This is a genomic window from Actinomadura rifamycini DSM 43936, from assembly GCF_000425065.1.
In the GTDB taxonomy this organism is placed as follows: Bacteria; Actinomycetota; Actinomycetes; order Streptosporangiales; family Streptosporangiaceae; genus Spirillospora; species Spirillospora rifamycini.
In genome coordinates this window covers 294,922-308,103 of the sequence record NZ_AULB01000007.1, presented here as the reverse complement: position 1 = coordinate 308,103, position 13,182 = coordinate 294,922, and the positions used below count along the sequence as shown (strand labels likewise).

The following is a 13,182-nucleotide window of genomic DNA, read 5'->3' as shown; positions in this document are numbered from 1 at the left end:
GCCCGAGCGTGTGCTCGTTGCTGCCCTCGGCTGCCGGGCCGATCGTGAAACGCCGAAGGGCCGCCGTCGGGGTCGAAGGCGTTGAAGATGGTGTCGGTGAGTTAGGCGTGGTGGCAGGCGAGGTGGTGGTTCTTGGCGTGTTCGCGGAGTTCGGGTTCTTCGGTGGCGCAGCGGTCGGTGGCCAGGGGGCAGCGGGTGCGGAAGCGGCAGCCGGACGGCGGGGACAGGGGGGACGGGGGGTCGGTGTTCGCGGCGGGGGCGGCCGTGTCGGGCGCTTCGGGGACGGACGCGAGGAGCAGGCGCGTGTACGGGTGCCGGGACTCGGTGGCGAGCGCGGACGACGGGACGACCTCGCAGACCTTCCCCAGGTACATCACCAGGACGCGGTCGCTGACGTTCTTGACCACCGCCAGATCGTGCGCGATGAAGATCATGCTCAGCCGGCGTTCGGTGCGGGTGCGTTCGAGCAGGTTCAGGATCTGCGCCTGCACGGAGACGTCGAGGGACGAGACGGGCTCGTCGCAGATGAGGACGTCCGGGTCCGTCATGAGCGCGCGGGCGATGCAGACGCGCTGGCACTGGCCGCCCGACAGCTCGTGCGGCCGCCGGTCCCGGACGGTCGCGGGGTCGAGCCCGACGGACCGCAGGACCTCGTCGACGCGGTCGGCGGACGGGCGCTCGCCGCGGATGGCGGGGCCCTCGGCGACGAGGTCGCGGACGCGGCGGCGCGGGTTCAGCGCGGCGACCGGGTTCTGCAGAATCATCTGCAGGCGCGCGCGCTGCTCGCGGAGGCGCGCGGGGGGCAGTCCGGTGAGTTCGGTGCCGCCGAGGCGGACCGAGCCCGATGACGGCGGGGGCGCCTGGAGGACGGCGCGTCCGGTGCTGGACTTGCCGCAGCCGGACTCGCCGAGGATGCCGAGGGTCTCGCCGTCGAGGAGGTCGAAGCTGACGCCGGAGACGGCGTGCACGGTGCCGCGTCCCGCGGGGAACTCGACGGTCAGGTCGCGGACGGTGAGGACGGGGTCGGCGTCGGGGCGCAGGTGCGCGGTTCCGGTTCCGGCCATCAGGCGCCTCCTCGGGGGTGGTGGCAGGCGAACGCGCGGTCGCCCGACGGGACGAGCGGCGGGGCGTCCGTGCGGCAGACGCCGGTGGCGTGCCCGCAGCGGGGCGCGAAGCGGCAGCCGGGCGGTGGTTCCGCCATGTTCGGCGGTGCGCCGTCGATCGCCCGCAGGACCGTGTGGGGCGGGTCGCCCAGGTGCGGGATCGAGGCGAGGAGCGCCTCGGTGTAGGGGTGGCGGGGGTCGTCGAACAGGGGGCGGGCGGGCGCGAGTTCGGCGAGGCGGCCCGCGTACATGACGGCGACGCGGTCGGCGCGGCCCGCGACGACGGCGAGGTTGTGGCTGATGAGGACGATCGCGGTGCCGAGTTCGGACTGGAGGCGGCCGAGCAGGTCGAGGATCTGCTTCTGCACGGTGACGTCGAGCGCGGTGGTGGGCTCGTCGGCGATGAGCAGGTCGGGTTCCCCGGCGAGGGCCATCGCGATGACGACGCGCTGCCGCATGCCGCCGGACAGTTCGTGCGGGTACTGGTCGAGGCGGCGGCGCGGCTCGGGGATGCCGACGAGGCGCAGCAGCTCCTCGGCGCCGGCGCGGGCGTCGGCGCGGGAGCGGCCGTGGCGGCGCAGGCTCTCGGTGAGGTGCCGGCCGACCTTCTTGACCGGGTTGAGGGCGGTGCCGGGGTCCTGGAACACCATGCCGACGCGGGACCCCCACAGCGCGCGGCGCTCGGTGGGCGCGAGCGCGTGCACGTCCGTGCCGTCCAGCACGACGCGTCCGGACACGGTCATGCCGGGGCCGGTGGTGTAGAGGCCCATCACGGTGCGGCCGAGCACCGACTTGCCCGAGCCGGACTCGCCGACGACGCCGAACATCTCGCCGGCGCGGACGGTGAAGGAGACGCCGTCGACGGCGCGGAGCGGGCCGCGCGGGGTGGCGATCTCGGTGTGCAGGTCCTCGACCGTGAGGAGGGGGGTCATCGTGGCTCCTAGAGCTTCGCCTGCCGGGGGTCCCACCGCTTGCGGGCCTTCTCGCCGACGAGGTTGAACGCGAAGACGGTCAGGAAGAGGGTGATGCCGGGGACGAGCACGATGTGCGGGTGGTCGGTGAACGCGTTGTTCTGCTCCCCTTCGGCGATCATGTTGCCCCAGGACGGGGCGGGCGGCTGCACGCCGAGCCCGAGGAAGCTCAGCGACGCCTCCGCGACGATCAGCACCGACACCATGACCATGCCGTAGGACAGCAGCGGCGGGACGACGTTCGGCAGCAGCTCGCGGGTCGCGACGCGCCACCGGGACGCGCCGAGCAGTTCGGCGGCCAGGACGAACTCGCGCTGCGCGAACGCGATGGTGTTCGCCCGCGCCATCCGGATCATGCCGGGGACGGCGAGCAGCGAGAGGGCCATCGCGATGTTCGGCAGGGTCGGTTCGAGCACGGTGCCGAGCGCGATCAGCAGGATCAGCGGCGGCACCGCCAGCAGGGAGTTCGTGAGGACGCCGACGGGCGGGTCGGCGTGCCGCAGGTAGCCCGCGGCGATCCCGACGGCGCCGCCGACGACCGTCCCGATGAGGACGGCGCCGAGCGCGACGACGAGCGACGACCGGGCCCCGTAGACGAGGCGGGCGAGCAGGTCGAGCCCGAAGTTGTTCGTGCCGAGGGGGTGCGCGGTGGACAGGTCGGGGACGGCCATGCCGGGGGATCCGAGGGTCGCGACGATGTCCCGGTGCTCGCCGAGCGGCAGCAGCGGCGCGAGGACCGCGGCCGTCACCAGGACGGCCAGCCACGCGGTGCACAGCCAGAACAGCAGGTCGAAGCCGGGGCCGAAGAGGGCGCGGCCGGTGCGGTCGAGGCCGGCGTAGGTCGCGGCGAGGCCGGCGAGGACGGCGCCGAGCTGCGGCCATCCGGTGCCGGCGAGCACCGTCACCGACGCGCCCAGGACGGCGAGGCCGGGGACGGCGAGCGCGGCGCCGGTGAGCAGGGAACCGGTCCGGGGGGATTTCGGGGCGTCAGACATGGGCCCGCCTGATTCGTGGGTCGAGGAGTCCGTAGGACGCGTCGATCAGCGCGTTCACCAGTACGTAGAGGAGGGCGATGACCAGCACCGCGCCCTGCACCGTGGGGACGTCCCCGGCGTCGGCCGCGCCGATGATCAGCGAGCCCATCCCGGGCAGCGCGAACAGGTGCTCGACGATCACGGTGCTGCCGACGAGCCTGCCGAGGCTGACGCCGAGCAGCGTGACGAGGGAGAACGACGAGGGGCGCAGCGCGTCCCGCAGCAGCACGTGGACCGGCGGCATGCCCTTGGCGCGGGACGCGAGGATGAAGTCCTCCCGCAGGGTGGCGATGAGGTCGCCGCGCAGGACCCGGGTGAACGTGGCGACCTCGACGAGCGCGATCGTCAGCGCGGGCAGGAACGCGTGGTACAGGTTGTCGCCGATCCCGTCGGACAGCCGCGCCCATTCGAGCCGGGGGAACCAGCCGAGCCGTTCGGCGAACAGCGCGATGAGCAGCATCCCGGCGAGGAAGCTCGGCACCGACAGGATCGCGAACGTGCCCGCGCCGACGAGCCGGTCGACGCGTCCGCCGGCGCGGTACGCCGACCACATGGCGAGCGGCACGGCGACGGCCAGCGCGATGAGCAGCGCGAGGACGGCGAGTTCGAGGCTGACCGGGAGGGCGGCGCCGATGCGTCCGGCGACGTCGTCGTAGGGCGGGACGAACGAGGTGCCGAGGTCGCCGGTGACGGCGTCCCCGACCCAGCGCGCGTACCGGACGGGCAGCGGGTCGGTCAGCCCCATCTCCTCCCGCTGCGCCTGGTACTCGGCGGGCGTGTGGCCCTCGCCGAGGACGGCCACGGCGGGGTCGCCGGGCATCAGGTCGACGAGCGCGAACGCGCCCGTGCTGACGACGAGCAGGACGAGCACGAGCTCGACCAGCCGTCGCACCGCGTCGCGCACGTTCACCTCCGGCACCTCCGGTTCAGTTCCGCGCGAGCCACGCGTCGTCCAGCAGGACCATGCTGTTGACGGTTCCGGTGACGCCGCGCACGCGGTCGGGCCACGCGATCAGCTCGGGCTGCGGCCCGAACACGAGCGCGGGGACGTCCCGGTTCCACCGCTCCTGGATGCGGCCCATCACGGCGCGCTGCGCCTCCTCGCCGTCGGCGCCGCGCAGCTCCTCGATGAGCGCGGACATCTCCGGGGTGGTGGCCATGCCGACGGTGAGGTTGCCTTCGGAGTGCAGGGTGGCGTACATCCGCCCGAACGGGCCGGCCTCGCGCCAGCTGATGCCCCAGCCGGAGACGTCGTAGGTCTTCTTCACCGACACCTTGGTGATCTGGTCGGCGATGGACCGGACGAGGTCGAGTTCGACGTCGAAGCCGACGCTCTCCAGCATCGCCTTCGCGGCGAGGGCGGTGGTGCGGGACGCGGGGTCCTGCGCGTCCAGCCAGGTGACCTTGCCGTCGTAGCCGTCGGCCTTCGCCTCGGCGAGCAGCTCGCGGGCCCGGTCCGGGTCGTAGGGGAGCGGCTCGGCGCCGGTGTGCCAGCGGGAGAACCCGGGGAACAGCGCGTTGCTCGCGAGGCCCGTCCCCGGGTACGCGCGCCGGTAGATCACCTCGGGCTGGATGGCGAGGTGCATGGCCGTCCGGACGCGCGGGTCGGCGCCGGGGTGGCCGGGGGTGGCGTTGATGACGGCGACGTTGCCGAGCGCGACCATGTTGAGGAATCCGGAGTAGCCGGCTTCGAGGGCGTCCCGGACGATGACGGGGTCGCGGAGGAACGCGGCCTGGATGCGCCCGCTGTCGAGGGTGGCGAGGGCGGCGTCGGGGTCGTCGACGTAGACGAGCCGGACGCGGTCGAGGTGCGGGCGGCCGTCCCAGTAGTCGTCCCGGGCCTTGAGGAGCATCTCCTCGTCGGGGGCGTACCGCTCGAACGCGAACGGGCCGGCGCCGACCGGCCGGAACTTCTCGCCGTCGTCGGACGACTCGGCGACGATCATTCCGGGTCCGCCGGCCAGCATGAACGGGAAGGTCGGCCAGGGGTGCGCGAGCTCGAACACCACGGTGCGTTCGTCCGGTGTTCTGACGGCTCGGACGTTCGCCTTCCACAGCGCGGCCTCATCGGCGCCCTTGCGCACGTACCGCTCGATGCTCCACTTGACGGCGGCCGCGTCGAGTTCGGTGCCGTCCCCGAACGTGACGCCGTCGCGGAGCCGCAGCGTCCAGGCGGTGTCGCCGTCGCCGGATTCGAGGCTTTCGGCGAGCTGCGGGACGACGTCCCCGCTCGCGGGGTCCCAGCGCATCAGAACGTCGTAGATCGCGGCCATCTCGACGCCGCCGGTGGACCCGGCGACGATCGTCTCGGCGGGGTCGAGGAGGCCGGTCTCGGCGTAGGCGGCGAAGGTGAGGGTGCCGCCGTCCACGGGCGTCCCGCCGCGGTCCGGTCCGATCATGCCGACCCGGTACTCGGCGGGCCGGGCCTCCTCGGGGGCCGCGCCGCCGCCGGACTGCCAGGCGCACGCGGTCGCCGCCGTCGCGACGGCGAGCGCCCCGGCGGCGCGCCGGAACCGTCTGCTCGTGGAAGTCTGCACGTTCCTCCCCGTGGCCGCCGCCCGGCCGCGCTTTTCCGCGCGACCGAAACGCCTTCGCAGGTGCGACCGAGATAAACAGCGCAGGCGGCGGAGGGTGCGCCAGGTCCCACTCAGCGGGATCGGGCGGCGCCGCCCGCGGCCGTCCTGCCGGACCCTGCGTAGACGCCCCGGCACGGCCGGGCGGGTGAGGAGGAGCATGACCGGGGACGGGAGCGCGGGCGGGAGCACCGGCGCGGGCGAGGGCCGGGTGCTGGGCGACGACCGCCCGGCCGACGACCGGACGTTCGCCGCGCTGGTCGCGGCGCGCGGCGAGGACGACCGGACGGGCCTGTCGTTCGAGGACCGCTCGTGGACGTGGCGCGAGGTCGTCGCGGAGGCGCGGCTGCGCGCCGGGCTCGTCCGCGACCTGGCGGGGGCGGGCCCCGGCCCGTGGCATGTCGGGCTGTTCCTGGAGAACGGGCCCGAGCACCTGTTCTGGCTGCTGGGCGCGGCGCTCGCCGGGGTGCCGGTGGTGGAGCTGAACCCGACGCGGCGCGGCGCCGAGCTGGCCCGCGACATCGCGCACACCGACTGCGGCGCCGTCGTCACCGAGACGGCGCGCGCGGCGCTGCTCGACGGGCTGACCGGCGCGGACGTGCCCGTCGTGGTGGTGGACGGCGGCGGCCACGCGGACCGGCTCGCCCGCACGGCCCCGCTCGGCGGCGTCCCGGGCGACGACCCGGCGGCCGTGTTCTGCCTGATCTTCACGTCCGGGACGACGTCCGCGCCGAAGGCCGTGCTGTGCAGCCAGGGGCGGCTCGGGCGCATCGCCGTCCAGCAGGCCGCCCGCCGGAACCTCGGCCGCGACGACGTGTTCTACGTCGCGATGCCGATGTTCCACTCGAACGCGCTGATGGCGGGCGTCGCCCCGGCCGTCGCCACCGGCGGTCGGCTGGTGCTGCGGCGCCGGTTCTCCGCGTCGGGGTTCCTCCCGGACGTCCGCCGGTACGGCGTCACGTTCTTCAACTACGTCGGCAAGCCGCTCAACTACATCCTCGCGACCCCGGAGAAGCCGGACGACGCGGACAACCCGCTGCGCATCGCGTTCGGCAACGAGGCGGCGCAGCACGACATCGAGGCGTTCGCCGCCCGGTTCGGATGCACCGTCATCGACTCCTACGGGTCGAGCGAGGGCGAGATCCGCATCGGCCGCGTCCCCGGGACTCCGCCCGGATCGCTCGGCGTCGCCGAGGAGGGCGTGATCGTCGCCGACCCGGAGACGCTCCGCGAGTGCCCGCCCGCCGAGTTCGACGCGCACGGCCGCCTGGTGAACGCGGACGACGCCGTCGGCGAGATCGTCGACACGCGGGGCGCCGCGCGGTTCGAGGGCTACTACCGGAACCCGGAGGCCACCGCGAAGCGCGTCCGGAACGGCTGGGTGTGGTCGGGCGACCTCGCCTACCGCGACGCCGACGGCTACTGGTACTTCGCCGGGCGCGGCGACGACTGGCTCCGGGTGGACGGCGAGAACTTCGCCGCCGCGCCGCTGGAGCGGCTGCTCGCCCGGTTCGACGCGTTCGCCGACGTCGCGGTGTACGCCGTCCCGGACGAGCGGGTCGGCGACCAGGTGATGGCGGCGGTGACGCTCGCGCCCGGCCGCCGGTTCGACCCGGCGGCGTTCGCCGCGTTCCTGGCGGGGCAGCCCGACCTCGGCACCAAGCAGGCGCCCAGGTACGTGCGCGTCATGGCGGAGCTGCCCCGCACCCCGACGAACAAGGTCGTCAAGCGGCCGCTGCGGGACGCGGCCTGGAACACCGGCGACCCGGTCTACGTGCGCCGGTCGGGCGCGTTCGTCCGGCTGGAGGCGTCCCCGGCCGGGTAGCGGCCCGGGCGCCCGCCGGTCGGGCGCCCGCCGGTCGGTGGCCGGCGGTCAGGAGCCGGCGGGCTCGAACGTCCAGAGCTGGTGGTCGTGGTCGGGCCGCTCGGGCACCAGCTGGGCGTGCTGCTCGCTCTCGTGCCAGGTGAGGAGCTGCCCGTCGCTCGCGAGCGAGATCAGGTAGCGGCCGCCGCCCGCGTGCGTCGCGTACCAGAGCGTCGGCTCCTTCTCGCAGGACCGGACCGCGACGTTGCGCGGCCACACCTTCCGCGGCGAGACGCCCAGGCAGTCGTCCGGGGCCGCGCGGATGATCTGGATGCCGTCCGACATGAGCCGGAACCGCCAGACGGTGCCGCACGGCCCGACCGTGCCGCGGGCGTCGGCCGCCGCCGGGCCGTTCAGGCAGCGGCCGCCGTGGTCGGTCCGGATCCGGTAGTCGCCCGGCGGGTACGGCTCGGCGGACGCGGCCGGGCCCGTCAGGACGAGCGCGGCACCGCCGAGACCGACGGAAAGGGCGGCGGAAAGGGCTGCGGGCATGCGAAAACGCATGGTGACACCTCCGGAATCACATGGATGATCACCATGAATCACATCCCGCGGCGACCCCAAAGTCAACACATAACGTGGTCAACCAATTGCGCTACGTAAACGTCGTGCGCGGGGCGGTGAGCCCTCCGCCGCCGGCGGCCCCGGCCTACTCGCCGGATTCCTTCGGAAGCATCCGCTTCATCGCCTCGTGCGCGCCCGCGACCTTCGCCGAGCGCGGGAACCCGCTGCGCTTCTGCGCCGCCTCGTAGTTGCCGCCCGCGACCCAGACCGGGCCGTCGCCGAGGTGCTCGAGGCCCTCGCGGGCGACGTCGTCCGGTTCGGCGACGTTCAGGCCCGGGATGTCCATGTTGAGGCCCGCGCGCTCCATCGCGGGCGTGCGCGTGACGCCGAGCACCAGCTCCAGGACGTCCACGCCGTGCTCGCGGAGCTCCAGCCACAGGCCCTCGGCGAACACCCGCCCGAACGCCTTGACCGCCGAGTACACGCTGATCTGCGCCTGCCCCATGTACCCGGCGAGCGACCCCACGAGCAGGATGCCGCCGCGCCCGCGCTCCTTCATCGGCGCGGCGAAGTGGCGGGTCAGCGCGAGCTGCGCGGTGATGTTCAGGTCGATGACGCCCTGGAAGCGGTCGAGGTCGCCGGTGACGAACTCGTGCCCGTAGCTGTTCGCGCCCGCGTTGAAGACCAGCAGCCCGACCTCGAGGCCGTCGGTGACCTCCCGGACCGCCTTCAGCGGCTCGGGCGCGACCAGGTCGAGCTCCAGCGTGCGGACCTCCACGCCCTTGGCCCGGACGGACGCGGCCGTCTCGGCGAGCGGGCCGGGCTTGCGGGCGATGAGCACGAGGTTGACCCCCGCGTCGGCCAGCCGGTGCGCGAACGCGGCGCCGACCCCCTCCGAACCGCCCGCGATGACGGCCCACGGCCCGTACTTCTCGATCATCCTTCTCCGTCCAGATCGGGGGTCCAGGAGACCCCGTTGATGTGCGCACCGCCGTCCGCGAACAGCGTGTTGCCGGTCAGGTAGCGGGCGTCCTCGCTCGCCAGGAACAGCGCGACCGGCGCGATGTCGTCCTCCGGGTCGCCGAGCCGGCCCATCGGGTTGGCGGCGTCGGCCGCCGCCTCGATCTCCGGGTGCTCCGCGACCGTCCGGCGGAACGCGGCGCTCTTCGCGCCCGGGCAGACCGCGTTGACGACGACGCCCGTCGGCGCCCACTCGCGCGCCGCGGTCCGGGTCAGCGTCCGGAGCGCCTCCTTGGCGGAGTTGTACTCCAGCGTGCCCATGTGCGCGTTGACGCCGTTGAGCGAGCACATGTTGATAACGCGGCCCCAGCCGCGCGCCCGCATGTGCGGGAACGCGGCCTGCATCGCCCACAGCGGCCCGTAGTAGCCCATCGCGAAGCCCCGCGCGAGCTGCTCGTCCGTCTTGTGCTCGACCCGCCCGACCGTGCCCGCGCCCCACGCGTTGTTCACCAGGACGTCCACGGAGCCCCACGTGTCGACGGCCGCCGCGACCATCGCCTCGACCTGCGACCGCACCGTCACGTCGGTGGGGACGAACCGGGCCTCGGCGCCGAACTCGTCGGCCAGCTCGGCGGCGACCCGCGCACCGGCGGCCGCGTCCAGCTCGGCGACGACGACGCGCGCGCCCTCGGCGGCGAACCGGCGCGCGACGCCCCGGCCGATGCCGTCCCCGGCGCCCGTCACGACCGCGACCCGCCCGGCCAGCCGGCCCGGGGGCGGGTCAGTCATCGAGGACCTCGATGCCGCCGGTGAGCGCCGCCTCCTGGATGGCCGAGCGCAGCGCCGGGCACGTCCCGTGCTCGTCCTCGTCCAGTCCGGTGCACGCGGCCCGCGCCTCGGCCGTCCACTGGATGCTGGTCTGCTCCCAGCTGGACTTGCGGGCCAGCACCTCGCCGGCGCAGCGGCGGCAGCGGACGGGACGCATCGGCGCCCCGTCCAGCCGCTCGTCGGACCGCACCGTCACGCCGTGGCCTCCGCCGCGTCCAGGCGGGCGAGGTTCTCCTCGACCTCCTTCTTCCACGACTCGACCGGCCGGGTGGTGTCGATCTCGTACTCGAACCGGTCGGTCATCTCCGGCTCGACGTCGGCGACGTCCACGTAGAACTGCTGGTACCAGCGGCGGAGCTGGTAGACGGGGCCGTCCTCCTCGCACAGCAGCGGGTTGTCGATGCGGGTCTTGTTCTTCCAGATCTCGACGTCCTGCTGGAAGCCCGCCAGGATGAACGTGGACAGCTTCTCCGCGGTCGCCTCGGCGGCCGCGGGCGGCAGCGCCTCGCTGTGCTGGACGATGATCCCCGAGTGCAGCGAGAACGAGTTCTCGTCGATCGGGTAGTGGCAGTTGATCAGGACGGACTTCAGGTCGTAGCCCTCGTAGTGGTACGTGAGCTCGTCGATCATGAAGGACGGCCCGTGGTAGGTCGCGACCGAGGTGTTGCCGAGCATCCGCGGCCCGCCGCCCCCGCCGCTGCCCTCGCGCTGCCGCCGCGAGTCCTCCCGCGTCACGCCCTTCATGATCTGCGTGGCCGTCTGGCCCTCGAAGACGTTCTTGAAGTACGTCGGGAACGACTGGTGGATGTAGAAGAAGTGCGCCATGTCGACGACGTTGTCGATGACCTCGCGCGCGTTGGTGTGGACGATCTGCTCCGTCCAGCGCCAGTCGGTCCAGTCGTCGCGGGTGGCGCCCTCGATGACGGGGATCGTGACGTCCGCCGGGGGCTGCTTGCCCTCGGGGTCGTTCCAGACGAACAGGAGCTGGTTCTTCTCCATGGTCGGCCAGGCGGCCGTGCGCGCGCGCAGCGGCACCCGACGCGAGTACGGGATGCCCTTGCAGCGGCCGTCGCCGCCCCAGCGCCAGTCGTGGAACGGGCACGCGATCGTGTTGCCCTTGACGGTGCCCTGGGACAGGTCCCCGCCCATGTGCCGGCAGTAGCCGTCCAGCACGTTGATCTTGCCGTCCTCGCCCATGAAGACCACGAGCTTCTGGCCGAACCCGTTGATCGTGTGCGGCTTGCCGTCCTTGAACTTCTCGGCGAGGCCCAGGCAGTGCCATCCTCGGGCGAACCGGCTGGAAATCGCCTCGGCCTCGATGCGGCGGATCGCGTCCGACTCGGCAGCGGTCACGGTGGATCATCCCTTCGGCTATGGACGAGATGGTTCGCACGCTATGTCGCAGGTCACGCCGTCCGGGGCCCGGTCCCGCTGGCCGGGACGCCTCCGCGCGCCCGTCCGGCCCCCGTGGTGTCCTGCACGAACCGGACGAGGAGGACAGGAGCGGGCGGATGAGCAGTGAGGTCCTGGACGCCGTGCGCGGGCTGCTGCCGGGCATCGACGAGCGGGCCCGGACCGTGGACGAGAAGGGCCGCATCCCCGCCGACACCATCAGGAAGCTGACCGACGCGGGCGTGTTCCGGCTGTTGCAGCCCGCCCGGTACGGCGGCGCCGAGGGCGACCCCGTCGAGTTCTACGCCGCCGTCCGGGAGATCTCCGGCGCCTGCGGCTCCACCGGCTGGGTCGCGGCCGTCCTCGGCGTCCACTCGTGGCACCTCGGCCTGTTCCCCGACGCCGCGCAGCGCGAGGTGTGGGCCGCCGGCCCGGACACCCTCATCGCCTCCTCCTACGCCCCGATCGGCCGGCTCACCCCCGTCGAGGACGGCTTCGAGATCTCGGGCCGGTGGGCGTTCTCGTCCGGCTGCGAGTTCGCGTCCTGGGTGCTGCTCGGCGGGCTCGTCGTCGGCGCCGAGGGCCGCCCCGTCGACTTCATGACCGTCCTGCTGCCCCGCGCCGACTACGAGATCCGCCGGGTCTGGGACTCGATGGGCCTGCGCGGCACCGCCAGCGACGACATCGTCGTCGAGCGCGCGTTCGTCCCGGCGCACCGCGCGATGCGCAACTACGACCAGGCGCGCCTGCGCGCCCCCGGCCGCAAGGTCAACACCGGCCCCCTCTACCGGCTCCCGTTCGGCACGGTCTTCACCACGACGGTCTCGTCCAGCGTCATCGGGATGGCCGCGGGCTGCTACCGCTCGTACGTGGCGCAGATGCGCGACCGGATCCGGCTGAGCCTCGGCGGCGGCCGCTTCGTCGAGGACGAGTTCGCGCAGGTCGCGGTGGCCCGCGCCGCCTCGGAGATCGACGCGGCCGTCCTGCAGACCGAACGCAACATGCGGGACGTGCACGCCCACGCGGTGCGCGGCGAGGAGATCCCGATGGAGCTCCGCCTGCGCGCCCGCCGCGACCAGGTGCGCGGCACCGAGCGCGCCATCGAGGCCATCGACATCCTGTTCAAGACCGCCGGCGGCAACTCGCTGCGCCGCGGCCACGTGATCGAGCGCGCCTGGCGCGACGCCCACGCGGGCAGCGTCCACGTCGCCAACGACGTCGAGCGCGCCCTGTCCATGTACGGCCGCGGCGAGTTCGGCCTCGCCATCGAAGACAACCTCGTCTGACCCGCCGCACCATCGGTAGTCGCGAAGTCGCGCTGGGCGACATAACCTTATGGTTATTCTTGTGTGCTTTGACCCCGTACGCGAAGCGATCTTCCTCGTGGCGGGCGACAAGGAGGGCAACTGGGAGAACTGGTACAAAGAGTCCATCCCGCTGGCCGACGAGCGCTTTACGGAGCACCTGATCGCCTTGAAGGAGGAGGACGGATGAGTACGAACTTCAAGAAGTGGTCGGAGGTCAAGGCGGAGGCGGCGGCGCTGGATCCTCGCAGCGAGGAGGAAAGGGCGGCCGGCCGGGCCGCGGCGCGTGCTCGGCGAGAGGCGTACGTTCGCGGCTTCCAGCTTGCCGAGATCCGCAAGGCCGCCGGTGTGACCCAGGCCGAACTGGCCGAGCTGCTCGGTGTGAGCCAGGCCCGGATCTCGAAGATCGAGCACGGCGAGGTGTCGGGGGTCGACGTCGTGCGCGACTACGTCACCGCGCTCGGTGGTCATCTGGACCTGGTGGCCACCCTTGGTGACCGCACCTGGAAGGTCGCCTGACGATCGCGCCGCCGGTCGCCGCGCTCAACGGAGCGTCCCGCCCCTGACCGGTGAGGTCGATCGGGCGGAATGTCTTTGTTTGTCTGGGGTAAAGCGTCGCCAGACGTTGAGGACATCTCCGGAAGGGGCG

General features: G+C 73.1%; 14 protein-coding genes. 4 read left to right on the top strand and 10 right to left on the bottom strand.

Annotation, left to right across the window (positions count from 1 at the left end):
* Positions 1-101: 101 nt before the first annotated feature.
* From H505_RS0104115 to H505_RS0104095, 5 genes are read right to left on the bottom strand one after another with little or no spacing between them, the layout of a single operon-like run.
* Entirely contained in the window at positions 102-1,064 is a 963-nt protein-coding gene (locus tag H505_RS0104115; RefSeq protein ID WP_026400959.1) for an oligopeptide/dipeptide ABC transporter ATP-binding protein, read from the bottom strand.
* On the bottom strand, positions 1,064-2,035 hold the full coding sequence (locus tag H505_RS0104110; RefSeq protein WP_034516537.1) for an ABC transporter ATP-binding protein: 972 nt from the start codon (positions 2,033-2,035) through the stop codon (positions 1,064-1,066). Before H505_RS0104110 ends, H505_RS0104115 begins: the two co-directional genes overlap by 1 nt.
* Before the next feature lie 8 nt (positions 2,036-2,043).
* The gene (locus H505_RS39695; protein ID WP_034516535.1) at positions 2,044-3,069 is read right to left on the bottom strand and encodes an ABC transporter permease; all 1,026 of its coding nucleotides are present in this window, start codon (positions 3,067-3,069) and stop codon (positions 2,044-2,046) included.
* Entirely contained in the window at positions 3,062-4,018 is a 957-nt protein-coding gene (locus H505_RS0104100) for an ABC transporter permease (RefSeq protein ID WP_026400957.1), read from the bottom strand. The genes H505_RS39695 and H505_RS0104100 overlap by 8 nt, the downstream gene beginning before the upstream one ends.
* 16 nt (positions 4,019-4,034) lie before the next feature.
* Positions 4,035-5,645, bottom strand: a complete 1,611-nt coding sequence (locus H505_RS0104095) for an ABC transporter substrate-binding protein (protein WP_026400956.1) — start codon at positions 5,643-5,645, stop codon at positions 4,035-4,037.
* A 196-nt stretch (positions 5,646-5,841) separates the two neighbouring features.
* Here H505_RS0104095 and H505_RS0104090 point away from each other — a divergent pair, with 196 nt between their 5' ends.
* Positions 5,842-7,506: an AMP-binding protein gene (locus H505_RS0104090; RefSeq protein WP_051300186.1), complete on the top strand. Its 1,665-nt coding sequence runs from the start codon at positions 5,842-5,844 to the stop codon at positions 7,504-7,506.
* A gap of 48 nt (positions 7,507-7,554) precedes the next feature.
* Here the strand turns inward: H505_RS0104090 and H505_RS0104085 are convergent, their stop codons facing one another.
* From H505_RS0104085 to H505_RS0104065, 5 genes are all read right to left on the bottom strand, one after another.
* Entirely contained in the window at positions 7,555-8,037 is a 483-nt protein-coding gene (locus H505_RS0104085; RefSeq protein WP_026400954.1) for an RICIN domain-containing protein, read from the bottom strand.
* A 157-nt stretch (positions 8,038-8,194) separates the two neighbouring features.
* Positions 8,195-8,989, bottom strand: a complete 795-nt coding sequence (locus tag H505_RS0104080) for an SDR family NAD(P)-dependent oxidoreductase (RefSeq protein WP_026400953.1) — start codon at positions 8,987-8,989, stop codon at positions 8,195-8,197.
* The gene (locus H505_RS0104075; protein WP_026400952.1) at positions 8,986-9,798 is read right to left on the bottom strand and encodes an SDR family NAD(P)-dependent oxidoreductase; all 813 of its coding nucleotides are present in this window, start codon (positions 9,796-9,798) and stop codon (positions 8,986-8,988) included. The genes H505_RS0104080 and H505_RS0104075 overlap by 4 nt, the downstream gene beginning before the upstream one ends.
* Positions 9,791-10,033, bottom strand: a complete 243-nt coding sequence (locus H505_RS0104070) for a hypothetical protein (protein ID WP_026400951.1) — start codon at positions 10,031-10,033, stop codon at positions 9,791-9,793. The genes H505_RS0104075 and H505_RS0104070 overlap by 8 nt, the downstream gene beginning before the upstream one ends.
* Positions 10,030-11,190, bottom strand: a complete 1,161-nt coding sequence (locus H505_RS0104065; protein WP_026400950.1) for a 3-ketosteroid-9-alpha-monooxygenase, oxygenase component — start codon at positions 11,188-11,190, stop codon at positions 10,030-10,032. Before H505_RS0104065 ends, H505_RS0104070 begins: the two co-directional genes overlap by 4 nt.
* 158 nt (positions 11,191-11,348) lie before the next feature.
* Here H505_RS0104065 and hsaA point away from each other — a divergent pair, with 158 nt between their 5' ends.
* The 3 genes from hsaA (at position 11,349) to H505_RS0104050 (ending at position 13,052) form a co-directional block, all read left to right on the top strand.
* Positions 11,349-12,515 (top strand): 3-hydroxy-9,10-secoandrosta-1,3,5(10)-triene-9,17-dione monooxygenase oxygenase subunit, encoded by a 1,167-nt coding sequence (gene hsaA, locus H505_RS0104060; RefSeq protein WP_026400949.1) that lies wholly within the window; start codon positions 11,349-11,351, stop codon positions 12,513-12,515.
* A gap of 61 nt (positions 12,516-12,576) precedes the next feature.
* Positions 12,577-12,723: a type II toxin-antitoxin system RelE/ParE family toxin gene (locus H505_RS39690; protein ID WP_245592428.1), complete on the top strand. Its 147-nt coding sequence runs from the start codon at positions 12,577-12,579 to the stop codon at positions 12,721-12,723.
* The gene (locus tag H505_RS0104050; protein WP_026400948.1) at positions 12,720-13,052 is read left to right on the top strand and encodes a helix-turn-helix domain-containing protein; all 333 of its coding nucleotides are present in this window, start codon (positions 12,720-12,722) and stop codon (positions 13,050-13,052) included. The genes H505_RS39690 and H505_RS0104050 overlap by 4 nt, the downstream gene beginning before the upstream one ends.
* Positions 13,053-13,182: the final 130 nt, after the last annotated feature.

Coding starts and splice junctions, on each gene's coding strand:
- H505_RS0104115 (WP_026400959.1), bottom strand. CDS start 1,064: ATGGCCGGAACCGGAACCGCGCACCTGCGCCCCGACGCCGACCCCGTC.
- H505_RS0104110 (WP_034516537.1), bottom strand. CDS start 2,035: ATGACCCCCCTCCTCACGGTCGAGGACCTGCACACCGAGATCGCCACC.
- H505_RS0104080 (WP_026400953.1), bottom strand. CDS start 8,989: ATGATCGAGAAGTACGGGCCGTGGGCCGTCATCGCGGGCGGTTCGGAG.
- H505_RS0104075 (WP_026400952.1), bottom strand. CDS start 9,798: ATGACTGACCCGCCCCCGGGCCGGCTGGCCGGGCGGGTCGCGGTCGTG.
- H505_RS0104090 (WP_051300186.1), top strand. CDS start 5,842: ATGACCGGGGACGGGAGCGCGGGCGGGAGCACCGGCGCGGGCGAGGGC.
- H505_RS0104050 (WP_026400948.1), top strand. CDS start 12,720: ATGAGTACGAACTTCAAGAAGTGGTCGGAGGTCAAGGCGGAGGCGGCG.
- H505_RS0104085 (WP_026400954.1), bottom strand. CDS start 8,037: ATGCCCGCAGCCCTTTCCGCCGCCCTTTCCGTCGGTCTCGGCGGTGCC.
- H505_RS39695 (WP_034516535.1), bottom strand. CDS start 3,069: ATGTCTGACGCCCCGAAATCCCCCCGGACCGGTTCCCTGCTCACCGGC.
- hsaA (WP_026400949.1), top strand. CDS start 11,349: ATGAGCAGTGAGGTCCTGGACGCCGTGCGCGGGCTGCTGCCGGGCATC.